We start from the raw sequence: 24,170 nt of genomic DNA, 5'->3' as shown, positions 1-24,170 counted from the left end.
CAGTTTATTGTTTTTACGCGGCTTTTAACACCACCGCGCCACCTGATCGCCTACACCAGTTCCCTGCCCTTGGCGTCGATGGCATTTGCCACGGCTTCGTCCGTCGCTTCGTCAGGCAAAAGCATCTCGTTATGCGCCTTGCCCGACGGGATCATCGGAAAGCAATTGGCAAGGGTCGCCACGCGACAATCGAAGATCACCGGCAGCTTGACCGAGATCATCTCTTTGATCGCATCGTCCAGTTCGCCCGGCTTGTCACAGCGAATGCCATGGCAGCCATAGGCCTCGGCAAGCTTGACGAAATCGGGCATCGCCTCGGTATAGGAATGTGACAGGCGGTTGCCATGCAAGAGCTGCTGCCATTGGCGCACCATGCCCATATACTGGTTGTTCAGGATGAATATCTTGATCGGAGCATTGTGCTGCACCGCCGCGCTCATTTCCTGAATGGTCATCTGCACCGAGGCATCGCCGGCAATGTCGACAACCAGAGCGTCGGGATGCGCCACCTGCACGCCCAGTGCTGCCGGCAATCCATAGCCCATGGTGCCAAGTCCACCCGAAGTCATCCAGTGGTTCGGCTTCTCGAAATGGAAATGCTGGGCTGCCCACATCTGATGTTGGCCAACTTCGGTGGTGATATATGTGTCCTTATCCTTGGTCAGTTCGTAGAGCCGCTCGATCGCGTATTGCGGCATAATGACGTCGGAGTTCGGCTTATAGGCAAGTGAATCGCGCGCCCGCCATTTGGCGACCTGCTCCCACCACGGATAAAGCGCCTTCTTGTCGGCCTTGGCGCTCGCCCGCCACAGTCGCACCATATCTTCCAGAACCCTGCCGATATCGCCGATGATGCCAATATCGGCGCGCACATTCTTGTTGATCGACGATGGATCGATATCGATATGGATCTTTTTGGAGTTCGGCGCGAATGCATCCAGTCGCCCGGTAATACGGTCGTCAAACCGGGCTCCAACGCAGACCATCACGTCGCAATCATGCATCGCCATATTGGCTTCATAGGTGCCGTGCATGCCAAGCATGCCAAGCCAGTTCTTGCCGGATGCCGGATATGAACCAAGCCCCATCAGTGTCGAGGTGATCGGAAAGCCGGTCAGGTCCACCAGTTCGCGCAGGAGCTGACATGCTTCCGGGCCGGAATTGACGACACCGCCACCGGTATAAAGAACGGGCTTTTTCGCCCCCGCCATCATCTCCATCGCGGCCTTGATCTTGTCCAGGTCGCCCTGCACCTTGGGCCTGTAGCTTGTGCGTGGCGCAATCTGCGGCGACACGTAGATGCCCTTGGCAAATTGCACATCCTTGGGAATATCCACCACGACTGGACCTGGCCTGCCAGTGGTCGCCACGTGGAAAGCTTCATGTATGGTCGCGGCCAACTGGTTGACGTCCTTCACCAGCCAATTGTGCTTTGTGCACGGGCGCGTAATGCCAACCGTATCGCATTCCTGAAACCCGTCGGAGCCGATCAGCGAGGTTGGCACCTGCCCTGTCAGGCACACCAGCGGGATCGAATCCATCAGCGCATCCTGCAACGGCGTCACCGCATTGGTGGCACCCGGACCAGATGTCACCAGCATGACGCCCGCCTTGCCGGTCGAGCGCGCATAGCCTTCGGCTGCATGACCCGCACCCTGCTCGTGGCGCACCAGAATGTGCTCGACATCCTCCTGCTGGAAAAGCTCGTCGTAAATAGGAAGGACCGCGCCGCCCGGATAGCCGAATATATGTTTGACGCCGTTGTCGATCAGCGCCTGCACCACCATTTCGGCGCCTGTCATTTCGCGCTGCTCGTTTTGTCCGTTGCTCATCCGTCCGATCCCGTTTTGTCTTCGCTACTAAGGCGCGTGTTGGTCGTTTAATCCTGTTTTGGGCAATAAAAAAGGCCCCCGAGGGAGCCTGTGTCTGCGCATGGTGCTTTCGCCCGGTGGTTACACCACCTTGCCCATGCGCTTTCCTACTACGAGAATGACTATTCTGTTCATGGGCGCGGACAATAAGTGCGAACTTGCCGAACTGTCAACTGCTGCTCTCGCAAATTCCCGCACACCGTTTCCCCCTGGCAACTTCACTTACCAGATCAACGCCCCCTTCTGTCGAAATCGTAAAATCGGAACAGAATCGGGAACTTTCTCTAAACCATCACCAAACACTGCCTTTTAACCCGAACCCTGTATGAAAAAGGGTCAGGGAACGGGGGTCCTATATGTTTGTAGAACGCAGAATCCAATGGTGGTGAGACCACTTCGCAAGAACGCAGAGCCGCCCAACAGGTAGAGGACCGTATCCTCGGCCATATTGTGCAATGCGACGGCGGACACGCGATCATAAGTGCTATTGCCGATGAAACCGCTGACGAGAGCAACCGCTGGGTCGTCGGCAAGATGATTTCCATCAATCTCGGCTCAACCCGCACCGTGGGTTTGGTCTATGGCATAGGAAAATCGGATCGCACCTGGCAAGACGACACACCGAACCCCATCGAAGTCGAAGTCGAACTCGTCGGCGAGGTGCGTGACAGCCACGAAGATGATGGCGTGCCGATCTTTGATCGTGGCATCACCAATTATCCGCATGTCGGCGCACCCGCTCATCGCATCCGCACCCACGACCTGCAAGCAGTCTATGATCTCGCCGGCCGCCGTGCGGTAACCATAGGGTCGTTGGCGCAGGACACCCAGATCGACGCGAACATCGCGATTGACGACACACTGGCTCGCCATTTTGCCATTGTCGGCACCACCGGTGTTGGCAAATCCACCGCCGTATCTCTGCTCTTGCGCAAATCGATCGAGGCACGTCCCGATCTTAGAATCCTTATTCTCGACCCTCACAACGAGTTTGCCGCATCGTTGCCGGAATATTGTGTCAGGGTTGACTCCACGACGCTCGATCTCCCCTTCTGGATGTTCAAGCTTGAGGAATTTTCTGAAGTTTTGTATCGCGGGCACGATTCCATTACGGAAGAAGTGGATATCCTTCGCGACCTTATCCCGGTGGCCAAGAATTTGTACCGCAATCCGGGTTCTGGTGCCTATGTCCGGCGCGGCGCGGACGCGATGACGGCCGACACACCGGTGCCCTACCGCATCGCCGACCTGATAAAGCAGATTGACGAGCGTATCGGCCTCCTCGATAGCAAGACTGACCGCCCGTTCCTGAAATCCCTCAAGACGCGTATTGAATCGGCAGCATCCGACCCACGTTACCGCTTCATGTTCAATTCTCGGCTCATCGAAGACAACATCCACGAAACCATCGGCAACATCTTCCGCGTCCCGCATGATGGCCGTCCGGTCACCTGTTTCGAAATGGCGGGCATGCCCGAAGAGGTCGTCAATTCCGTCTGCTCGGTTCTGGCTCGCCTCGCTTTCGACCTCGCCCTTTGGAGCGAGGGACGGTTGCGTCTGCTTGTTCTGTGCGAGGAAGCCCATCGCTACATGCCGGCAGATTCCCGCCTCGGATTTGCGCCGACCCGCTATGCCTTGTCACGCATCGCCAAGGAAGGGCGCAAATATGGTTGTTATCTCGGCATCGTAACCCAGCGCCCCGGCGAACTCGATCCGACGATCCTGTCACAGTGCTCGACATTCTTCGCCATGCGCCTCGCCAACGAGCAGGATCAGGCGATTATCCGCTCGGCAATTGCCGATTCCTCGGCATCTACATTGTCGTTCCTGTCTTCGATGGGCCAGCGCGAAGCGATTGCCTTTGGTGAAGGCATCGCAACGACCATGCGCCTGAAATTCGAAAAGCTCGATGATTCCTTGATACCCGGCGCGAACAAGCCAAATGATACGACGCTTGGCGACACCGGACAGGATGTCAATCTCGCCGCAATCGTCGACCGTTTGAGAAACGTGCCAAAGCCACAGCAGTCAATGGTGTTTGCCGAGGCCGTAGATGCCGGGCGCCAAGCTGGCGATCCTGACTACCGCAAAGTCGTCAAGCCACGCATCCAGGCCGACGACGATTTCGACCTTCGCTACGGCCTGAAACCCGCAACTTTCGGCCTGCGCCCGCAAAGCGAATAGTGGATATCACCCAATAGTGTGCAGCGGTTTTCAGACAACGACATGCACAAAAACAAAAGTTTAAAGCACCCTGCATGAATCCCTTTAGACGCGATGTTGCTTCATTCGGAAGCGGCCCAATTGATCGCTGCTTCTGACTCACCCAACGAAAATATTTTCATTTTCATTGTCGGAATAACAGGATCAAGGCGCTCGACAAGATAGGATATCCATTTCTTGTCAGTCAGCAGAGCCATGCGCTTGAACTGTGTGATGTTTCCAAGCAGGCTAAGTTCATGTTTCACATCAGCGCTAATCGCTTCGGGTGAAGCATCGCTAAAATCTCCTATGTCCATGACCACGCCAATGGTCTTGTTGGCCTTGAGCATCGCGTCCAGTTCAGCATACATGGCGTGAACGTCTTCCACGCTCACATCACCTGAAATTTTCATTGCCCATACATTTTCCGGGGCATCCAACGGTTTGAACATAAGTGTCTCCGATTTGATGAATTTGATCGTCTGGTGGATAACCAATGGCCCAAGCGTCGGTTCCGAAATTGATCGGAAAGGCTTCAGATAAAGTAGAAAAGCTGCATTGATGACGCGCAGAGGTTCGGTGCCTCCCACCTCCATCAATGCCTCAGGCGCAAACCCGGTTGCGGCCCTGCCGCTTTGCTTCGTAGAGTTGGCGATCAGCGCGTCGATAGAGTTCTTCAGCCGTTTCTTTGCGATCCCATACGGCAAGCCCCATACTCGCTGTTACCTTCAGGTGAACATCACCTGTGCGAATGGTGATGGCGGCAATTGAATTTCGGATTCGTTCGGCAAATCTGGCCAGCCGCTGGGCATCCATATTTGGCGTCACCACCGCAAACTCTTCGCCGCCCAAACGCGCCACCACGTCATGGTAGCGCGTTATATCCTTGAGGCAGCTGCCGATCGCCTTCAAGACCTCGTCACCCACATCGTGGCCATGCGTATCGTTGACCAGTTTGAAATGATCGAGATCGAGGATCATCAGGCCAACCGGCTTGTCGATGCGATGAAATTCCTCAAGGTACTCTCGCAACGCATCGTCAAAATAGCGGCGATTTTGCGTTCCCGTCAGGCCATCGGTGAGCGCGGCAAGCTGGAAGGTGTCCGAGCGCGCACTCAGTGACACTGTCATGGCGCGCAACTTGCCTTCTTCACGCAACTGTCTGCGGATCAGCGGGTAGATGAAGAACATCCCGAAAATCAGCGCCACGCTCAGTTGAATGCCCGAAATGAACAGGAGCTTCGATATATAGACGATGTCGGCAATCTTGTCCGGCTGCCAAACATCGGGAGCCAGATTCTGGAGAACGCTATAGGCGTGAAGCAGCACCAAGCCCGCGGCAAGGATCATGAAAACAAGAATGAAGAATGCCGATTCCGCCTTGTGGAAACGCATTGATAACCCGCCGAAATGTTGCCCGGGTCCAATATGCCGGCAGCATCCTTACCAATCGTTAATTTAAGCAACCAATACGCGAATAATAACACATCAATATTCGTTTAAATTGTATTCAATTGCAATACTAAATCCCGATCTTGTGGCCTTTGGCCGGGTCCAGTCGCTGCCAATTCGCGCCCAGTTGATGGCGAAACCACGTCACCTGGCGCTTCGCATATTGGCGTGTCGCGATCTTGGAACGCTCGACCGCTTCTGCAAGCGATATCTTTTCTTCAATGGCCGCATGAAGTTCGCGCACGCCTATCGCTTTCATCGCCGGCAACGCAGGATCGAGTTGCAAGGCGTCAAGACTGCGCACCTCCTCGATCGCTCCGCGCGCCACCATCTGATCAAAACGCTTTTCAATGCGTTCGACCAGCTCGCTTCGGTCCGGTTCGATGACGAAAAATCTTGCACTGGCGTGGTCGATAAGCGGGTGACCGCGCGCCGCCTGCCACTTCTGGAGGGAGCACCCGGACGCCTCGAGCACCTCCAGCGCCCGCACGATGCGCTGCCCGTCGCCCTCGCGCAACGTCGCCGCCATCTCCGGGTCTTTGCTCGTCAGGATCTGGTGCAGCCTCATAGCCCCCTGCTCTATCAACGCCTGGCGCCAGTGTTCTCGAATATGGTGAGGAATGTCCGGCATTGGAGAAATGCCCTCAGCCAGCGCACGAAAATAGAGACCGGTGCCGCCAACGAAAATGACCGGCTTATCGTCAAGCATGCCGTCATTGATCAGCCGCATCACATCGCGCAGCCACATGCCGGTGGAGTAGGCCATTGATGGATGAATGTGACCGTAAAGATGGTGCGGCGCGCGTTCCTGATCTTGCCTGCCCGGACGCGCCGTCAACACGTCAAGGATCGAATAGCCTTGCATGGAATCCGTATTGACGATCACGCCGCCAGTACGAACGGCTAGGTCGAGCGCCAACGCCGACTTGCCGCTGGCGGTTGGTCCCGCTATCAGGATCGCATTCTTTATGCGCCCCTCGAACGCCTCTGCGCCGGAACCGTCAATGCCACTCATTGCCACGCTGATTTCCCATCCTTGCGCTCGCGCTCTTGGCGTACCCCTTGCGAATAAGGCGTTACAGGCTGTCGACGCAAGCGCCATCACATGGCTTGCCGAAGGCATCGCCTGCGATCTCGACCTTCCGCAAGGCACAACTACAGAACAAACCATTGCAACTTTGCGCGCAGCGTTGGGCACCGCGCCGATAGATATCGTTGTTCAACAGTCTGAAACCCGCCGCAAGAAAATCCTCATCGCCGATATGGATTCGACCATGATCGACCAGGAGTGCATCGACGAACTCGCCGACGAGGTTGGCCTCAAAGACCATGTCGCCGAAATTACCCGGCGCTCGATGAACGGCGAAATCGCCTTCGAACCCGCATTGAGGAGCGCGTGGCGCTCTTGAAAAACCTCGACATGTCCGTCATCGACACCATCATCGACAAGCGGCTGACCCTTGCGTCAGGTGCCAGCGCGCTTGTCGCCACCATGCGCGCCAATGGCGCATGGACCGCCCTCGTTTCCGGGGGATTTGACGTTTTCACCACACGCATCGCGCAACAACTGGGCTTTGATGAAAACCGTGCAAACCACCTGATTGAGCATGAAGGGCGGCTCTCCGGCGAAGTCAGCGAACCGATCCTCGGACGCGCTGCCAAGGCCGACGCCTTGAACGAAATTGCCGCTCGCCTTGGCCTTGCGCCTGATGACGCAATCGCGGTCGGCGACGGGGCCAACGACCTTGACATGATCCACCTTGCCGGCACGGGCGTTGCCCTTCACGCCAAGCCTTCCGTCGCCGCAGAAGCCAAGGTACGCATCGACCACGGCGATCTCACCGCGCTGCTTTATCTGCAAGGATATCGTCTGGACGAGTTCAGCAAATGACCCTTTTTCGCACCCAACGCCTGGTCTTGCGAAACTGGAAAGAAGGTGATCGCGACCTGTTTCATCGCATAAATTCCGACGAAAAAGTCATGGAATTCTTTCCTTTTCGCCGAAATCGAACCGATTCTGACGCCAAAATGGATGAGTTTTGCGCCAAAATTGACGAAAATGGCTTCGGTTGGAGCGCAATTGAGGTGGCTACGACAGGTGAATGCATCGGTTTTGCCGGCTTGAGCAAGACCGAAGACACGCCTTTCATGCCGCAGGGAACCATCGAAATCGGCTGGCGTCTTGCTCCGGAATTTTGGGGAAACGGTTATGTCAGCGAAGCGGCCAAGGCATGGCTTGCCTTTGGCTTCGAGAAGCTGAACTGTCGTGAAATCGTGTCTTTCGCGGTGGTCGCCAATCACCGCTCGCTTTCGGTAATGGAACGCCTGGGCATGACGGCTGATCCCGCGCGGGATTTCGACCATCCCGGCGTGCCAGACAGCCACCCGCATCTGAAACGCCATAAATTCTATCGGATGACGGCCAAAGAATGGGCCAAACGGAAAAAGGCGGCATCGTAGCCGCCTTTTCTTGTAGTTACTCAGAGACTTGCCGGATTTTCCGGACTCTGCTTCTTCGCTCCGCTTCAATCCATCCGCAAAGTCACGAAGCGCAGCTCTCCGGTTTTTGACGCAAGCATCAGCAGCGCGTTCTTGCGGCCCTGCTCTTTCAGCGCGGCGATCCTGTCCATGACATCTTTCGGTGTCGAAACCGATTCCTGCGCGATCTCGGTGATGACTTCGCCCGGCTGAATGCCGCGGTCCGCCGCCGCCGAATCCTTTGCAACGTCGCTGACGACGACCCCGGCAACATCAGCGGCGATGCCAAACTTTGTACGCGCATCATCGTCAAGCTCACCAATCGTCATGCCAAGCACCGAGGCTGACGCAACGGCATTGCCGTTTTCTTCAGCGCCGTTGGTATCGGAACTGCCGTCCTCGTTGCTGGCCAGTTTTTCACCATCTTCAAGGCGCCCGAGTGTCACCTTGACCGTCTGTTCCACGCCCTTGCGCACAATGACCACATCGACGGCCTTGCCGACCGGGCTTTCGGCCACGATACGCGGCAGATCGCGCATTTCGTCAATCTCCCGGCCATCGAATTTGGTGACCACATCGCCGGGCTGAATGGAGCCATTATCGACCGGCCCGCCCTTGATGATACCGGCCACCAGCGCGCCCTTCGATGATTTCATGCCGAGGCTTTCGGCAATATCATCCGTTACCGGCTGAATGCGCACGCCAAGCCAGCCGCGCCGCGTCTCGCCAAATTCGCGCAACTGACTTACCACGCCGGCAGCAAGCTGCGAGGGAATGGAAAACCCGATGCCGATGGAGCCGCCGGACGGCGAGATGATGGCGGTATTGATGCCGATAACCTCACCATTCATGTTGAACAGCGGCCCGCCGGAATTACCGCGATTGATCGCCGCATCCGTCTGGATGAAATCGTCATACGGGCCTGAATTGATGTCGCGATTGCGCGCCGAAACGATGCCGACAGTTACCGTGCCGCCAAGGCCGAACGGGTTGCCAATGGCCATGACCCAATCGCCGATCCGCATCTTGCTGGAATCGCCAAATTTCACTGCCGTCAGACTGTGGCCTGCCGGGTTCACTTTAAGAACCGCGATATCGGTCTTGGTGTCGGTGCCGACCAGCTCTGCCTTCAGCGTCACGCCATCCGAAAAATTGACCTCGATGTCGTCGGCGTCGGCAATGACATGGTTGTTGGTGACGACAAAACCTTGTTCGGCATCGACAACAAAGCCCGACCCCAGCGATTGAACCTTTCGCGATCCATTGCCCCTTTCATCGCCGCGATCCTTGAAGAACTCGTCGAAGAAATCCTGAAACGGCGAACCTTCCGGCAATTGCGGCATGGGAACCGCGCCCGGCCCTTCCGTTCCTTTTACCGTTTGCGAGGTCGAGATATTGACGACTGCGCCAAGCAGACCTTCGGCCAGATCGGCAACCGATGCCGGGCCATTGCTTTGCGCAAACACCGGCGAAACAGCCGAAGGCACGACAAATGTCCCGGCCAGACCAAGGGCCGCTGCGGCGATAAATGTCTTTCTCACCGCGGACAAAAGGAATTCGACTGTCATCAACAAGGCTCCCGGCATTTGTGAAAAATCGGCGTTCAAGTTCAGTGCGCGCATCATGATGGCATCAAATACGGCACGTTTGCGGCCATTGTCCTTCAATAGAGCAATTCGGCCAGAAGTAGAAACCGCTTTTGCACTGATTGTCGCCAAAAACGAAGAAGTGAACGGCCATCCCGGTTCGCCCAGTTGCCAAGCCGCCACATTATCGGCGACCGACACGCCGGGCCGCCCGGTTGTGCAATTGCATAGTGTTTGCGTGCCTCCGCACCCCCTCTGTCCTGCCAAATTGGTCAAGGAGTGACATCTCCCCCTCAAGTGGGGAGATCAACCTTCATTTTGTCTTTCGTCAATCACCGGCCTTGCGCAACAAGCACCATCAATGACGACTGGCCAATCTCCCCACTTGAGGGGGAGATGTCCGGCAGGACAGAGGGGGTAATATCGGCCGTGATGGCCGCAGACCTACCGAGTTCGATTTCCGAAATAATCGACACACGGCGCTAAAGGTCACAGACACCAAGCGCCATAACAAGTTGCTTGCAATGATTGAAGGCTAGCACCTGACCTATCGGCGGATTGGCGAAGCCGGTATCGCCAAAGCAAAAAGCTCAAAAATTTATACGAAAACGAAAGAAGAACAAACACCCCCTGTGAATCGCGGGAATGGATGCATAGGAGGCTTGCTTTTCGCCTTATGGTTGCCGTCAAATAGTAATGGCAGCGAATCGGAAGTTCGCTGCCATTACCGCAACCAAGCCATAGGGCGGCTCGGCACATGAAGTTCTTGGTAGATTACGTCAAACTCCCTGTGGCAACAGCACAGGACAATTTGACGTGACAAGCACTGCCCAAATAAAATGCATCAACAAAGACGATCGCCTAAACCCATTTGAGCGGATCACCCATGTCGGGGGCTTCGAGACGAAGCAGTGGAAGCTAACCAACTATGACGCCATAGGCAAAATTGAACAAAAAGAGTGGCGTTTTTTCGTAGAGCGACCGAGTTTATGTTGAAGTGGCTAAGAGCCGATTTGGCAACAAGTATCTTAAGACGGAAGCGGACGGCGATGAGCCAAATAATCTCCTGAGCCTTCCTGAATGTCCGTGAGCAATAGAGTAAGGCGGTGCAATACCACACCGCCCTTCTCTTGGTCTTTGTCTTTGGGGTTTTCTGACATGAATCTAGCAGCCATTGAAAAAGCCAAAGGACGACTTCGTATTGCGCGAAAGGCGCTTGCAGAATTGAAGTCTAGTCACACGTTCAGGGACTTTTCCGATAGTTGGTACATAGTTCTAACATCATCAAAGAACGTCTACACAGTTCTAGAGCAAGGCGCAAAAACCTCCCCGCAGGCCATGCAGTGGTTCGGCGCAAAGAAACAAGCTCGAAAAAGTGATCCCCTCCTTCAATACATGTTCGAAGCACGAAATGACGATGAACACGGCCTTGGCTCTGCTGTGCAAGTCAGACCGGAACGACATGAAATTGGTGTCGCGGGGAATGGATTTAGCAACATTCTCAGACTTGACGGGGCCCATTCTCCAATGTGGTCATTTTTTCAGGATTTGAGACCGCTGTATCTTTCGAAGGTGGTCCGCCCCTCCCGGTATGCGAGTCGCCGCACTTGATGGCAAGCCGGTGCGCGTTCAAAGAACTCCGGCTACCACTGTACTTGTCCCTTTCACTGCAAGGGGCGACAGGACCTATACCCCACCTACTCACCATTTAGGGAAACGCCTTCAAGACGTCTCACCGATTGCAGTGGCAGAACTTAATGTGAATTATCTCCATGATTTAGTGGAAGAAGCGGAGCGACTGGCATAGGTCAATGTCCAGTAGACGGATTCAAGCATATGCTGCTTGTCAGCTTCAGAGTGGTGTTCGCACTTCTCATCCAGCCCCGCGTCAATCATTTCGGCAGTTGCCTCTATTTCCTTTATCTCAGCAGTGACCTGTCGCGAGATCATCGCATTTCCGCTCTTGGTACGTCAAATATATAATTAGGAAATAATTCCTACATCTAACTCCGGCGCATGGCCACACGCCAGCCCCGCCCGGCACTCAATCAAACTATCGGAAAATCCACACCACACGCCGGGTTTGGCACTCTATAGCGCCGCACATTCCCGGCATTGCTCTAATGGCGCACCAGCCAGACGATGCCGACGCCAATTGCCACCGCCACAAGGCCGGCCACGCGCAGCGCGTTTTCCGGCATGGATAGCACTTCGCCGGCCAATTTCTTGGCCAGCGAAGGAAAGCCGCCATAGATCAAGCCCTCAAAGACGAGGACCAGGCCCATAGCCGCCAGAAAATCCTGCACCGGCCTTACTGGCCGGTGCTTGGTTGTGCTGCTGCCGGTGCTTTTGGCGCGGCTGCCTTCGACGGAACTTCACTGGCCGAGTCACGGAAATAACGGAAAAACTCCGAGTTTGGCGACAACACCATTGTCGTTCCGCTGGCGCTGTCCAAGGCTTCCTTGTAAGCGCCCATCGACCGGTAAAAATCGAAAAATTCCGGGTCGCGCAGATAGGCATTGGCAAAGGTCGCACTGCGTTCGGCATCGCCTTCACCGCGAAGGATTTCCGATTCCTTTTGCGCCTCGGCAACGATTTCCACCACTTCACGATCCGCACGGGCGCGAATGCGTTGCGCTGCTTCGTTGCCGCGTGCCCGCAGCCGTTCGGCTTCGGCCAAGCGTTCGGCCTTCATGCGCTCAAAAGTCTGTTGCGAAACTTCCTGCGTAAGGTCGGTGCGCCGGATACGCACATCAACGATTTCCAGCCCAAGCGAGGTTGCATCGGGGCGCAACTGGTCGCGCACCTCACGCATCATCACAGCACGCTCTTCGGAAAGTGCCGCTTCAAAATCGCGCAAGCCGTAAACGCGGCGCAATGCAGCGTCGAGACGTGTGCGCAACCGCTGCTCGGCAAGTTCGATGCTGCCCGAAACAGCCGCACGAAACACCCGTGGGTCCGAGATGCGATAGGCGATGAAGGCATCGACCTCGTAGAACTTGCCGCCAGAAACCTGAACGCGAATATTGTCGAGATCGAAGCGCAGCACCCGGTTTTCAACCAGTTGCACGGTATCGGCGTCGAAGAACGGGAACGGTGCCTTGAAATAGACGCCCGGGTCCGACTTCACGTCGACGATCTCGCCAAAGCGCAGGACAATGGCCTGCTGGCGGGCATTGACCACGAATATCGAGGAGTAGATCAGGAACAGGATGACAGCGCCGACAATGGCGACAATGGGAAGACGATTTGCCATGTTACTGGTTCCCTTCCGTTGCTGTCACCGAAGTGCTTGCTGGCGCGGGCGCAGGCGCGGCCTTCTTCTGAAGCTCCGGCAGCGGCAGGTAGGGAACAACCCCCGGCCCAGCACCTTGCTCCACGAGCACCTTGCTTGAATCCTTCAGCACTTTCTCCATCGTTTCCAGATAAAGCCGCTTGCGCGTGACATCGGGCGCCTTGGCATATTCGTCATAGACCGAGATGAAGCGTTGCGCCTCACCTTCGGCTTCCTGCATGACGCGGTTCTTGTAGGCTGCCGCCTCTTCCCGGATCTGCGCGCCCTGTCCGCGGGCCTGACCGAGTTTCTGGTTCGAATAGCGGTTTGCCTGTTCGACAAACCTGTCTTCGTCCTGTTCGGCGCGTTGCACTTCGTCGAAGGCATCGGCCACTTCGCGCGGCGGTGCTGCATCCTCGATCGAAATGGCGTTGACGTTCAAGCCCGCCTGATAGCCGTCCAGCGTGGTCTGGATGATCCCGCGCACGGATTCGGCAATGCCCTGACGGTCATCGCGGAAAATATCCTGCGCCGGACGCCGGCCTACCGCTTCACGCATGGCGCTTTCGGCAACCTGGCGAAGCATGCCATCGGGGTCCGATACATCGAACAGATAGGCGCGCGGATCGGAGACCTGATAGGCCACTGAGAACTGGACATTGACGATGTTCTGATCGCCAGACAGCATCAGACCGGAACTGTTGTCGTTGCGCGTACCGCCGCCGATATCGACGAGTTGCTCGGCGATCTTGGCCGTCTCAACGGTCTCGACCGGCCACCAATGAAAATGCAGGCCCGGTTGCGAGAGTTCCGCCTTCGGCTTACCGAAGCGCAGTTCCACGGCAACTTCATCCGGCTGAACCGTATAGATGGCCTTGAATGCCCATAACCCCAGAAGGACCAGGACTATCAGGCCAATCATTGCCGGGCTGGCGCCGCCGCCATTGGGCAGCGCCCGGCGAAGCTTGTCCTGCCCCAGCCGGATAATGTCTTCCAGATCGGGGGGCGATCCCTGAGGCCCACTTGGCCCCTTTGGCCCCTGCCCCCAGGGCCCGCCTCCATTATTTCCGCCGCTGCCTCCGCCGCCGCCGCCCCAAGGGCCGCCGCCGCCTCCGCTTTTATCGTTCCAGGGCATGAATGTCCTCTCGCTTGCGTTCCCTCATGCGCCAACAAGGCGGCGCAGAATCCTTTGTCCTACACTCTATAGGGACGCCAAGGCGCGCTTTCAACGTAATCGCTCACCTTCTGCGCCTCATATGAGCGAAGAAGACGATCGGTCGCGACCTTTTCGGCCCCTCATTGCACGTTGTTGCGCCGATGGTAAACCGTGTAGCGCGTTGCGTGGCTGTCTTTCTCGCCCGCTGGCACATCCTGTTCGCTGACGATGGCCCACTGCGCCGGGTCGATGGGCGGAAAGCGCGCATCACCTTCAATGTCGGCCAGCACATGGGTTACATGCAGTCGATCCGCCAGCCTAAGCGCCTGCGCATAAATCTGACTGCCGCCAATCACGCAGATTTCATCTACGCCATTTGAACACCGCGCACGCACATTGGCCAGTTTGATGGCATCCTCCAGCGAATGGGCGACCTCGCCGCCTTCCACCTTGTAAGCCGTGTCTCTAGTGACCACGATATTCAAGCGCCCCGGCAAAAGCCGGCCAATCCCTTCAAAGGTTTTGCGGCCCATGATGATCGGCTTGCCCATCGTATCGGCCTTGAACCGCTTCAGGTCGCTGGAAAGCCGCCACGGCAAGCCGCCATCGCGTCCGATCACACCGTTTTCGGCAATGGCGACATAGATCGCGACATTCATCATTCGTCATTCCCGCTTTCGGTGCCATCTTGGCGATGCGTGGTGATCGCATTGCGGCGCGACCCTATCGGTTTCCCGTTTGCCTTCATAGCCTTATCCGGCCTCGGTAGAGGGTCAGTTTGAACTTTTCGCTTAACGAGCAAGAGTGCCGCTCTGTTGATGTCACAATCTGACAAATGCTCCCTATAGCCGCTTGTGCGATATTGAAATTTAGGTATTTACCTAACTATTATTGACATGCGTAACGCGCGGTATATAGTTAGGTTTATGCCTAACAATAATCAACCCATCGACAACGCGTTCAACGCACTCTCCGACCCGACACGGCGAGCGGTGATCCAAGCCCTAAGCAAAGGCTCTGCGACAGTCTCCGAACTGGCCAGTCCCTTTGCTATGGCACTGCCGTCATTCACTCAACATCTTGGCGTTCTGGAAAGTGCTGGCCTTATCATATCGCATCGAGAAGGCAGGACGCGCATTTGCACGCTGAATCCCAACGCCTTGCGAGACGCAGAGGATTGGTTGGCCACTCATCGCCAACAGTGGGAAGAGCGTTTTGACCGATTTGAGGCACATCTGGAAAATGTAAAGAAAGGAGAATCAAATGGATGAACACACTAAAAATAGCGTTTCCAAGTGGGCTTCATGGCCTCTGGATAAAGAAATCGTCATTGCTCGTACAGTCGACGCAGACCGAAACACGGCCTTTCGCGCATGGAGCGACCCAAAGCAGATAGTGCAGTGGTTTGGACCCGATGGGTTCAGTATTGAGACACATGAAATCGACATTCGCGAGGGCGGCTTGTGGCGGTTTGACATGGTTGCGCCAGACGGCACTCGTTTTTCAAATCGCATGGAATTTCTGCGCATTGAGGAACCAAGACTAATCGAGGCCAATCATGGCACAGACACCGATAACGACCCGGCTTGCTTTCAACTGCTGGTTACCTTCGACGAACAGGATAACGGCAAGACGGTCGTGACATTGCGTCAGATGCACCCGACGCCAGAACGGCGCGCTATCGTCATTGGCTTTGGTGCGGTGGAGTTTGGTGCTCAGACGCTAGACAAACTCGCAAATCACGTCACGCGCATCTGACAATGCGTTGCAAGAACCATCGGTTTTGCAACGGTTATACAAATGGCGGCTATGCACTGCGAAACACTAACCGAACGGTAAAAACATGAAAATCTATGTGACCAACATCTTTGTCGATGACCAGGACAAAGCAGAGAAATTCTACACCGATATCCTCGGATTTACGGTGAAAAACAACATTCCACTAGGAGAAAACCGTTGGTTGACGGTCGTGTCCAATGAAGACTCCGAAGGAACAGAGTTGTTGCTTGAGCCAAGCGATCATCCTGCTGTTAAGCCCTACAAGGAAGCACTGGTAGCCGATGGCATTCCCGCGCATTCTTTTCAGGTGGAGAACCTTGATATGGAGCGGAAAAGACTGGGCGAATTGGGCGTAGAGTTTACTGTTGAGCCGATGGATGCAGGACCTGTTCGTATGGCGGTTTTCGATGACACTTGCGGAAATCTCATTCAGCTGATCGAAATGACTGAAGCCGCTGCAACGTAAGGTCATTTCAGAGAAGCTGCCATCCCATCCATTTTGCAACGGCCTTGTTTGGGGCACAAAATTTCAAGCACTTGGCCATCGCAAAATGGGGGCGCAAAACCGACCCACTGCCCCCGCTGCGTTTAGCGCGCCTGTAACGCAATGCACCCTCTGGACACAAGCGGCCCGATCAGGCAGGAGATTTGCCCATGCGCACGCTTCTTGTCATCGGCATCGGAGCCGGAAATCCCGATCATCTGACCGTTCAGGCAATCAGCGGCCTGAACCGCGCCAATGTCCTGTTTATCCCTGACAAAGGAGCCAAAAAGAGCGACTTGTCCGAGCTTCGCCGCGAGATTTGCGACCGCTTCGTCACCAATGTAAATTCGCGACGCGTCGAGTTCGACGTACCAACGCGCACGGAGCCTTCATCTTCTTATCGCGACACCGTGGACGACTGGCATGATGCAATTGCCTCCATCTACGAAGACCTGATCGCGCGCGAACTCGACGACGGCGGATGCGGCGCATTCCTGATCTGGGGCGATCCATCGCTTTATGACAGCGCGCTGCGCATTCTCGAACGCGTCAAACAGCGCGGCAATGTCGAGTTCGCTGTCGAAGTCATCCCCGGCATCACCGCCATACAGGCGCTCGCCGCCAGTCACGAAATCGCGTTGAACCGCATCGGCGATCCGGTTCTGATCACGACCGGGCGACGCCTGACGAAAGAAGGCATGCCTGCCAACGCCGGCAGCGTCGTGGTCATGCTCGACGGCAAATGCGCGTTCCAGACCATCGCAGACAGGAATATTTTCATCCATTGGGGTGCCTATCTCGGCACACCCGACGAGATCATCATTTCCGGCGCCCTTGCCGATATTGGAGACGAGATCGTCCAGACCCGCAGTGATGCGCGAAACCGCAAGGGCTGGATCATGGACACATATCTGTTGCGCAAGCCGGGAGAACCGGACGGGGATTAGAGCAATTCCAGGAAAAGTGTGCAGCGGTTTTCCGCCTAGAATTGCGGAAAAGAACAAGAAGCCATCATCCGGCGTCGATCTCGGCCTGCAATGCTTCCATATGCATCGCCGCCGCCGAATTTGCCGCGCGTTCAATTGCCCGGTAGCGGCTGACAATGGCAAGGCCAACCGTCGTGAGTTGCGCACCGCCACCGCGTTTGCCGCCAGTTTGCGCCGAAACCAGCGGCTTGCCGAAAACGCTATTCATATCCTCGACCAGATCCCAGGCATGTTTATAAGACATTGTCATTGCGCGCGCCGCAGCCGAGATCGAACCGAAGGCGGCAATATGCTCAAGAAGCTCGATCTTGCCCGGACCTACCCGCCCTTCAGGATCAAGATTTATCCGCAAACTTAATGACGGCATGTGTTCATCCCGAAATTATTCCATACCCAAACACGGAATTTCTTCGCAACGCTATTTTCTGTGAATATTACGCATGTCATGGCCGCCAGCATCATGTCGCCACCATATTCACGTGCGGAAAGGCTGATGCATTGGCATTGCCGAAGCTTACAGTCTTGATAATGGCAAACACTGCCAGACCCGGCTGCAGATCCAATATCTGCCGTGATTGCTCGGTAATGCGCGCAAGAATGACCGCGCCATTGCAATCAATACGCACTTCCGAGGTCGCCCCGGAACCGGAATCCAGCGCAACAATGCTGCCAGGTAAAATATTGAGCGCGCTCAACCCCTTCGGTTGTTCGGTCGCGATCATCACATCACGCGCCCGAATGCGCAGGCGAACCGGCGCACCAATCGGTGCATCGACACGCGCCACCCGAATATCTCCTGCCACAGACCCCAGAACTGTCATGCCAAAACCCTCATCGTGGCTGACGATCTTCGTTTCGAGGACTGCGCCGCCCTCATCGCGTTCTTCGGCAGGCAAAAGGTCGAGCCGCTGCATGATGGCGCTGGTCGATCCTGCCGCAGTGACCTTGCCATGCGCCAGCACAACGACATCGCTTGCCAGCCGCCCGACTTCGGCAAGAGAGTGGCTGACATAAACGATCGGGACTTTCGTCTCATCGCGAAGCCGTTCGATATATGGCAAAATCTCGGCCTTGCGCGCCTCGTCCAGCGAAGCCAAGGGCTCATCCATCAACAGCAATTTGGGACTGGCAAGCAGCGCCCTGCCAATTGCAACACGTTGCTTTTCGCCACCCGACAATTTTCCCGGCCTGCGTTCCAGTAGTGGGCCGAGCCCCAAAAGCTCGACCACGGCATCGAACTGCGAATAACGCTCAGACGCAGGCGTAAACCACAGGCCATAGCGCAAATTGCTCTTCACATTCATATGCGGAAAAAGCCGCGCATCCTGAAATACAATGCCGATGCGTCGCCGGTGTTTTGCCACGAACAGGCCAGTTTGCATATCGACAAGCACACGGCCATCCACCTCGACGCGGCCCTCGTCCGGGCGGATCAAGCCTGCGATGATGTTGATCAATGAGGTTTTGCCCGAACCGGACGGGCCAAACAACGCGGTCAGGCGCCCAGCACTTTCAAAGCGGGCCTCAACACCAAACGCACCCAGGCTGTGGTGAATATCGACTGAGATCGTCATTCGATGTCCATCCGCTTGCCGACACGCCGCGCCAGTAATTCCGATGCCACCAGAGCTGCCATCGAAATGACCACACTGATCAATGTCAGCCGAAGTGCGCCGGCATCGCCCCCGGCACCTGAGTGAAGGTGTAGATCGCCGATGGCAATGTCTGCGTTTCACCCGGAATGTTGGAAACGAAGGTGATCGTTGCGCCAAATTCTCCCATCGCCTTGGCAAAGGAAAGGATTGCTCCGGCAATCAGGCCGGGCAAGATAAGCGGCAATGTAACTGTAGCGAACACCCATAACGGCGAAGCTCCAAGCGTACCTGCCGCCGCCTCCAGCCTGCGGTCGACAGCCTCGATTGAAAGCCGGATTGCCCGCACCATTAGCGGAAAGCCCATCACGGCGCAGGCAAGTGCCGCACCCGTCCAGCGGAATGAAAAGACAATCCCGAAATGTTCGGCAAGAAAAGCGCCAACCGGCCCCTTTCGACCAAAACTCAACAGCAGGAGATAGCCCGTAACCACTGGCGGCAGCACCAGCGGCAAATGAACCAGACCGTTGAGAAGCGTCTTGCCCCAAAATTGCTTTCGCGCCAGCAAAAGAGCAATCAGAATACCGGGTGGAAGGCTGGCGAAAATTGCCACGGTTGCCACTTTGATCGACAACTGAACCGCATTCCATTCTTCCGGTGTAAGTTGCACGAACCAGCTCATGAGTGCGTGTGTTCTCTCAATTTTCAGAAGGCACGAGCACGGAAAAGCCCTGCGCTTCGAAAAGCTTGCGCGCCTTGGCGGTTCGCAGGCACGTCATGAAAGCTGGTGCATCCCCCGATTGGGAAGAAGCGATCAGGCCAGCAGGGTAGATGATCGCAGGGTGCGAATTGTCAGGAAACGCGCCGACCACTTTGACGCCCGGTTCTGCAACCGCATCGGTGGCATAGACCACGCCAAGTGGAGCCTCACCCAGGGAAACCAGTTTCAAGGCCGCACGCACATTCTCGGCCTGCGCCAGCTTGTCTTTGACACCATCCCACAATCCGAGCGATTGAAGCGCGGCCTTTCCATATCTCCCCGCCGGAACGGCCTTCACATCGCCTATGGCAAGCCTGCCATTGCCAAGCAACCCGGCAAGGTCGAACCCTGTTTCGATCTTAGCTTCCAGCGTCGACTCCCTTGGTGCAATCAGGACGATCCTGTTGCCAAGCAACCGAACCTCGCTCTCCGTCTTGATCAACCCCTTGTCCGCCAGATATTTCACCCAGTCGAGATCTGCGGAAATGTAGATATCGGCAGGTGCTCCTTGCTCAATCTGGCGCGCAAGCGCCGAACTCGCAGCATAGGAAATCCGGGCCGTTTCACCCGCATCGGGCTTACATGCAATGTTCACCGCATCGAGAGCATTCTTCAGACTGGCCGCGGCAAATACGACAATCGGTTCACCGGCCTGCGCCGCCGGCACCGGCGCAATCAACATTGCCGCCAATCCGCCAAATGCCACCAATAAACTCCGTCCGAAACTGCACTGAACGGGCATCATACTCCTCACCATTTCGCAATCGTTTTAGCGATGATAGCTGATTTCGATATATCTGAATGAATATAACAATGGAAGGCATCAGTGCGCCATCAGTGCCAGGCACGGGCGTCTTCAATTTCCTGCTTGACTGACGGCGTGCAAGCAATAGGCTGAAGAAAATACCGGTTCTGACCGCCGGACGGCAAACATGCCTCGTATGCCACGCCTCCTGCGGCGCTGGCTGCGGGGCATTGTCATTTTTGGGGATGGGGTTGAAGCAACGTATCGAAATCGGCGTTTTATATTCGCGATCCGGCACCTACAGCTTGATCGCGGACGCTTGCCGCCAAGGCGTCATGCGCGCCATCGCCGCTGTTAACGCCGATCCGGCAGGCACCATCGAGCTTGTTCCTGTCGAACGCGACGCCGAAGGCAATATCGACCGTTACGCCCCCTTGTGCCAGGACATCTTGCGCACGACCGGAGCACGCCATGTCATCGGCTGCGTAACCTCATGGAGCCGCAAGGAAGTCATTCCTACCCTTGAACGGGTTGGCGGAACGCTTTGGTATGCCTGTCCATATGAAGGCTTCGAAGCAAACGACCATGTCGTTTACATGCACGCCTGCCCCAACCAGCATCTCGTGCCGCTGCTTGCCCATGTCATCCCGCGCTTCGGCACAAACGGCTTCCTGCTTGGCTCCAATTACATATGGGGCTGGGAAACCAATCGCGTCGCCCGTGACCTGATCGCCGACGCAGGCGGAACCGTTCTCGGCGAGCGTTATCTGCCCATTGGCGAACCCGACGTGTCACGGCTGATCGAGGAAATCCGCGCCACCCGCCCGGATTTCATTCTCAACAATCTTATCGGCAATTCATCCTATGCTTTTTTTGCCGCCTATGCAGAACTTGCACGCGAAGACCCGCACTTCGGCGCAGAGCGCTGCCCGATCCTGTCGTGCAATCTCTCCGAATGCGAACTCCCGGCAATCGGCACTGCGGGAAATGGCCACCTTTCGGCAGGCCCTTATTTTCACAATGCGGATGCACCACTTCACACAATATCGGAAGCCCCCGCATCGTCCTTTGAAGCTGCCGCCAGCGCCTCGGTTCAGGTTCTGGCCAATGTGCTGGCTACCAATGCCCAGGCCACTTATGCAGACTTGCCAACCGCCTTCGCCGGCACCGCATACGACACGGCACTTGGCACAATCACTGTCGATCCGCACACCCAGCACGCGACACTTCCGGTCGAAATCGGGCGCATCAACGGCACTGGTTTTGAACGGATAAGCCGCATCGATGCCATCGCCCCGGACCCCTATTTGTCGCACTACAACCGCAGCACGACCTTTGCACGCCCTAATTTGAGGGTCGTGTCATGAGCCGTATATCCCGCATCCCCAATCTGGGTGGCGCAAAAGCATTCGTCCTGCATCGGCCCCATCCCGTCGTTCAGGCCATCACCCGTCAACTGGCAGCAATCGGGCTGGAAACCACCGATTGCTGGCCGCAACTGCCAGCCGAAGCACTCGCAGCGGATTTTGTTTTCTTTGACGCCGATCTTGGCTTTGACGAACAGTTTCCCTGGCAGATCGGCGAAGCGCCGATGCCGCTCATTGCGCTTATCGGTTCTGAAGCGCCCGGACGCATCGAATGGGCTCTGTCCCAAAACGCCAACGCTCAAATTCTGAAGCCCGTCGGCACTGCAGGCGTCTATAGCGCCCTTCTCATTGCCCGCCAGTCCTTTGAGGCGCGCCGTCAACTCGCCACTGAAATCACAGCGCTACGCAACCGCGTGGCCGAGCGGCAAACCATCGTGCGCGCTGTCGCGGCTTTGACGGCACAAGGCGGTATCGACGACGAACAAGCCTATGCGCAGCTCAGATCGCTGGCCATGAGTTGGCAAGTCAATCTTGAAGACGCAGCACGGCGCATCGTGGCAATGACCGGCAAGGAAGCCGATAAGGAAGAGAGTGATGACCAATCCCATCGCGCCTGATCTTCCCGTTGACACAGGCGTCGCGGCCAAACCACGCGCGGGCGTGTTTCAGCAACTTGTCTCCCGGCCGCTGGCCCTGATCGGTCTCGTCATTATCGCCGTCGTCGTCACCGGCGCAATTCTGGCGCCCTGGCTGACCCCATACGATCCCTACGCGCAGATGTTCGATGGCCTCACCCTGCAGGGCTCGCCATTGCCGCCAAGCGCAACATTCCTGCTCGGCACGGACCTGCTTGGCCGCGATCTCCTGACCCGCATTCTCTATGGCGCGCGCACCTCGCTCATCATCGGCATTGTTGCCAACGGCGTAGCACTTGTCATCGGTAGCCTTGTGGGTGTCACCGCCGGTTATTTCCGTGGCTGGATCGGCTCCATTCTCATGCGCTTTACCGATCTCATGATGGCTTTTCCCGCACTTCTGCTGGCCATCTGCCTTGCCGCCATATTCGAACCGAGCCTGTGGATCGTCGCCATGGTCATTGCGCTGGTCAACTGGGTGCAGACAGCGCGCGTCATCTACACCGAAACAAGCTCACTGTCCGAGCGTGAATTCATCGACGCCGAACGAACCTTGGGGGCCAGTAGCGGACGCATTCTGTTCAAGCATATCCTGCCTCATCTGCTGCCAACCATCATCGTATGGGGAACGCTTGGCATTTCCACCACGGTACTGCTTGAGGCAACGCTGTCTTATCTCGGCATTGGCGTACAGCCACCCATTGCCTCATGGGGCAACATCATTTTCGAAAACCAGACCTATTTCCAATCGGCCCCCTGGCTCGTCTTCATCCCCGGAGCCGCGATCCTGATACTGGCGCTTGCCTTCAATCTTGTCGGTGATGCCTTGCGCGACATTCTCGACCCGACGCAAAGGGGCCGCTCATGATCGCCTATCTTGGACGCCGCCTCATACAGTCAGCTATGATCCTGCTTGGTGTCTCGTTCATCACATTTGCCCTGCTCTATTTGTTGCCAGCCGACCCTGTGCGCCAGATCGCCGGGCGCAGCGCCACACCGGCAACGGTTGAAAGCATCCGCCAGCAACTCGGTCTCGATCAACCCTTCATCATCCAGTATTGGCGCTATCTCACCCATCTCGTCAGTGGCGATCTTGGCCGCTCCTACATCCAGCGCTCCGAAGTCACCCAACTCGTCGTCTCACGCCTGCCGGCAACACTACTCCTGATGCTGGGCTCCATCATCTGCGAACTGGTCATCGGCCTCAGCATGGGGCTATGGGCAGCCATCAGGCGCGGCAGCGCCACCGACCAGTCCTTGATGGTCGCCTCCTTCGTCGGTGTATCAGCTCCGCAATTCGTCGTCGGCCTGCTTCTTCTTTACGTCTTTGCGGTGCGGCTTAGCTGGTTTCCCATAGGCGGCTACGGCACGTGGCACCATCTTGTCCTGCCATCGCTGACAATGGGCGTATTGGGGGCCGGTTGGTACGCGCGCATGATGCGCTCTTCCATGATCGACGTGCTGCGCCAGGATTATGTACGCACCGCTCGCGCCAAGGGGCTGGCTCGCGGTGCCGTCATTTTGCGTCACGCCCTGCCCAACGCCATCCTGCCCATCGTCGCCATGATCGGCATCGACATCGGTATCTTCATGGGCGGTATCGTCGTCGTCGAAAGCGTGTTCGGCTGGCCGGGTATCGGCCAGCTTGCCTGGCAGGCCATCCAGCGCGTCGACATTCCCATCATCATGGGCGTCACGCTGGTATCAGCCTTCGCCATCGTGCTCGGCAACCTGCTTGCCGACATTGTCGCACCATTCATCGATCCGCGTATCAAGCTCAGATAACAACCAGAGAAAGGGAAC

The 24,170-nt window shown here is 56.5% G+C and carries 22 protein-coding genes and 3 pseudogenes; 12 read left to right on the top strand and 13 right to left on the bottom strand.

Annotation, left to right across the window (positions count from 1 at the left end; translation table 11 throughout):
• Positions 1 to 50 precede the first annotated feature (50 nt).
• Positions 51 to 1,832: an acetolactate synthase 3 large subunit gene (locus AC0L7S_RS14260; RefSeq protein ID WP_473471647.1), complete on the bottom strand. Its 1,782-nt coding sequence runs from the start codon at positions 1,830 to 1,832 to the stop codon at positions 51 to 53.
• Positions 1,833 to 2,227: 395 nt separating this feature from the next.
• On the opposite strand from AC0L7S_RS14260, the pseudogene AC0L7S_RS14255 reads away from it, so the two are divergent.
• Positions 2,228 to 4,055: pseudogene (locus tag AC0L7S_RS14255) on the top strand (ATP-binding protein).
• 101 nt (positions 4,056 to 4,156) lie between these two features.
• On the opposite strand, the gene AC0L7S_RS14250 reads toward AC0L7S_RS14255, so the two are convergent.
• The 3 genes from AC0L7S_RS14250 to miaA form a co-directional block, all read right to left on the bottom strand.
• Positions 4,157 to 4,525, bottom strand: a complete 369-nt coding sequence (locus tag AC0L7S_RS14250) for a SpoIIAA family protein (protein WP_473471646.1) — start codon at positions 4,523 to 4,525, stop codon at positions 4,157 to 4,159.
• 151 nt (positions 4,526 to 4,676) lie between these two features.
• A complete protein-coding gene (locus AC0L7S_RS14245; protein WP_473471645.1) occupies positions 4,677 to 5,468 on the bottom strand; it encodes a GGDEF domain-containing protein in 792 nt (263 codons plus the stop codon).
• Between the two features lie 127 nt (positions 5,469 to 5,595).
• On the bottom strand, positions 5,596 to 6,540 hold the full coding sequence (gene miaA / locus AC0L7S_RS14240) for a tRNA (adenosine(37)-N6)-dimethylallyltransferase MiaA (RefSeq protein ID WP_473471644.1): 945 nt from the start codon (positions 6,538 to 6,540) through the stop codon (positions 5,596 to 5,598).
• Between miaA and serB the strand changes: the two are divergent.
• Together serB and AC0L7S_RS14230 are read left to right on the top strand one after the other, a co-directional pair.
• Positions 6,530 to 7,416: pseudogene (gene serB / locus AC0L7S_RS14235) on the top strand (phosphoserine phosphatase SerB). The gene miaA and the pseudogene serB sit on opposite strands and share 11 nt — an antisense overlap.
• Positions 7,413 to 7,985 (top strand): GNAT family N-acetyltransferase, encoded by a 573-nt coding sequence (locus AC0L7S_RS14230; protein WP_473471643.1) that lies wholly within the window; start codon positions 7,413 to 7,415, stop codon positions 7,983 to 7,985. Before serB ends, AC0L7S_RS14230 begins: the two are co-directional and overlap by 4 nt.
• A gap of 65 nt (positions 7,986 to 8,050) precedes the next feature.
• Here the strand turns inward: AC0L7S_RS14230 and AC0L7S_RS14225 are convergent, their stop codons facing one another.
• Entirely contained in the window at positions 8,051 to 9,571 is a 1,521-nt protein-coding gene (locus tag AC0L7S_RS14225; RefSeq protein ID WP_473474303.1) for a DegQ family serine endoprotease, read from the bottom strand.
• A gap of 1,015 nt (positions 9,572 to 10,586) precedes the next feature.
• Here AC0L7S_RS14225 and AC0L7S_RS14220 point away from each other — a divergent pair.
• Positions 10,587 to 10,679, top strand: a complete 93-nt coding sequence (locus AC0L7S_RS14220; RefSeq protein WP_473471642.1) for a DUF3892 domain-containing protein — start codon at positions 10,587 to 10,589, stop codon at positions 10,677 to 10,679.
• A 1,030-nt stretch (positions 10,680 to 11,709) separates the two neighbouring features.
• On the opposite strand, the gene AC0L7S_RS14215 is transcribed toward AC0L7S_RS14220, so the two are convergent.
• The 4 genes from AC0L7S_RS14215 to AC0L7S_RS14200 form a co-directional block, all read right to left on the bottom strand.
• A complete protein-coding gene (locus tag AC0L7S_RS14215; RefSeq protein WP_473471641.1) occupies positions 11,710 to 11,895 on the bottom strand; it encodes a DUF2065 domain-containing protein in 186 nt (61 codons plus the stop codon).
• A gap of 5 nt (positions 11,896 to 11,900) precedes the next feature.
• Positions 11,901 to 12,845, bottom strand: a complete 945-nt coding sequence (gene hflC / locus AC0L7S_RS14210) for a protease modulator HflC (protein WP_473471640.1) — start codon at positions 12,843 to 12,845, stop codon at positions 11,901 to 11,903.
• 1 nt (position 12,846) lies between these two features.
• Positions 12,847 to 13,998: an FtsH protease activity modulator HflK gene (hflK, locus tag AC0L7S_RS14205; protein ID WP_473471639.1), complete on the bottom strand. Its 1,152-nt coding sequence runs from the start codon at positions 13,996 to 13,998 to the stop codon at positions 12,847 to 12,849.
• Positions 13,999 to 14,159: 161 nt separating this feature from the next.
• Positions 14,160 to 14,678: a dihydrofolate reductase gene (locus AC0L7S_RS14200; RefSeq protein WP_473474302.1), complete on the bottom strand. Its 519-nt coding sequence runs from the start codon at positions 14,676 to 14,678 to the stop codon at positions 14,160 to 14,162.
• Positions 14,679 to 14,915: 237 nt separating this feature from the next.
• Here AC0L7S_RS14200 and AC0L7S_RS14195 point away from each other — a divergent pair, with 237 nt between their 5' ends.
• The 4 genes from AC0L7S_RS14195 (at position 14,916) to cobF (ending at position 17,229) form a co-directional block, all read left to right on the top strand.
• Positions 14,916 to 15,290, top strand: a complete 375-nt coding sequence (locus tag AC0L7S_RS14195; RefSeq protein WP_473471638.1) for an ArsR/SmtB family transcription factor — start codon at positions 14,916 to 14,918, stop codon at positions 15,288 to 15,290.
• Positions 15,283 to 15,777, top strand: coding sequence for an SRPBCC family protein (locus AC0L7S_RS14190; protein WP_473471637.1), 495 nt, complete (start codon positions 15,283 to 15,285; stop codon positions 15,775 to 15,777). Before AC0L7S_RS14195 ends, AC0L7S_RS14190 begins: the two co-directional genes overlap by 8 nt.
• A gap of 85 nt (positions 15,778 to 15,862) precedes the next feature.
• Positions 15,863 to 16,264, top strand: coding sequence for a VOC family protein (locus AC0L7S_RS14185; RefSeq protein ID WP_473471636.1), 402 nt, complete (start codon positions 15,863 to 15,865; stop codon positions 16,262 to 16,264).
• A 188-nt stretch (positions 16,265 to 16,452) separates the two neighbouring features.
• Positions 16,453 to 17,229 (top strand): precorrin-6A synthase (deacetylating), encoded by a 777-nt coding sequence (gene cobF / locus AC0L7S_RS14180; protein WP_473471635.1) that lies wholly within the window; start codon positions 16,453 to 16,455, stop codon positions 17,227 to 17,229.
• Positions 17,230 to 17,293: 64 nt separating this feature from the next.
• Here the strand turns inward: cobF and AC0L7S_RS14175 are convergent, their stop codons facing one another.
• From AC0L7S_RS14175 to modA, 4 genes and pseudogenes are all read right to left on the bottom strand, one after another.
• Complete coding sequence (locus AC0L7S_RS14175; protein ID WP_473471634.1) at positions 17,294 to 17,635, bottom strand: winged helix-turn-helix domain-containing protein; 342 nt, start codon at positions 17,633 to 17,635, stop codon at positions 17,294 to 17,296.
• Between the two features lie 91 nt (positions 17,636 to 17,726).
• Positions 17,727 to 18,842 carry a molybdenum ABC transporter ATP-binding protein gene (gene modC / locus AC0L7S_RS14170; protein WP_473471633.1) on the bottom strand — a complete coding sequence of 372 codons (1,116 nt, stop codon included), beginning with the start codon at positions 18,840 to 18,842 and terminating at the stop codon, positions 17,727 to 17,729.
• Positions 18,839 to 19,542, bottom strand: a pseudogene (gene modB, locus AC0L7S_RS14165) (molybdate ABC transporter permease subunit). Before modB ends, modC begins: the two are co-directional and overlap by 4 nt.
• Before the next feature lie 16 nt (positions 19,543 to 19,558).
• The gene (gene modA / locus AC0L7S_RS14160) at positions 19,559 to 20,362 is read right to left on the bottom strand and encodes a molybdate ABC transporter substrate-binding protein (RefSeq protein WP_473474301.1); all 804 of its coding nucleotides are present in this window, start codon (positions 20,360 to 20,362) and stop codon (positions 19,559 to 19,561) included.
• 254 nt (positions 20,363 to 20,616) lie between these two features.
• On the opposite strand from modA, the gene AC0L7S_RS14155 reads away from it, so the two are divergent.
• Genes AC0L7S_RS14155 through AC0L7S_RS14140 form a run of 4 tightly spaced genes read left to right on the top strand, consistent with a single transcriptional unit; the run spans position 20,617 to position 24,152 of the window.
• Entirely contained in the window at positions 20,617 to 21,732 is a 1,116-nt protein-coding gene (locus AC0L7S_RS14155) for a transporter substrate-binding protein (RefSeq protein WP_473471632.1), read from the top strand.
• The gene (locus AC0L7S_RS14150) at positions 21,729 to 22,349 is read left to right on the top strand and encodes an ANTAR domain-containing response regulator (protein WP_473471631.1); all 621 of its coding nucleotides are present in this window, start codon (positions 21,729 to 21,731) and stop codon (positions 22,347 to 22,349) included. The genes AC0L7S_RS14155 and AC0L7S_RS14150 overlap by 4 nt, the downstream gene beginning before the upstream one ends.
• Positions 22,327 to 23,235 carry an ABC transporter permease gene (locus tag AC0L7S_RS14145; RefSeq protein WP_473471630.1) on the top strand — a complete coding sequence of 303 codons (909 nt, stop codon included), beginning with the start codon at positions 22,327 to 22,329 and terminating at the stop codon, positions 23,233 to 23,235. Before AC0L7S_RS14150 ends, AC0L7S_RS14145 begins: the two co-directional genes overlap by 23 nt.
• Positions 23,232 to 24,152, top strand: coding sequence for an ABC transporter permease (locus AC0L7S_RS14140; protein ID WP_473471629.1), 921 nt, complete (start codon positions 23,232 to 23,234; stop codon positions 24,150 to 24,152). The genes AC0L7S_RS14145 and AC0L7S_RS14140 overlap by 4 nt, the downstream gene beginning before the upstream one ends.
• The last annotated feature ends 18 nt before the right edge of the window (positions 24,153 to 24,170 follow it).

This window comes from Mesorhizobium sp. G2-6-1, assembly GCF_055809095.1.
This window is presented reverse-complemented; position numbering and strand designations above follow the sequence as displayed.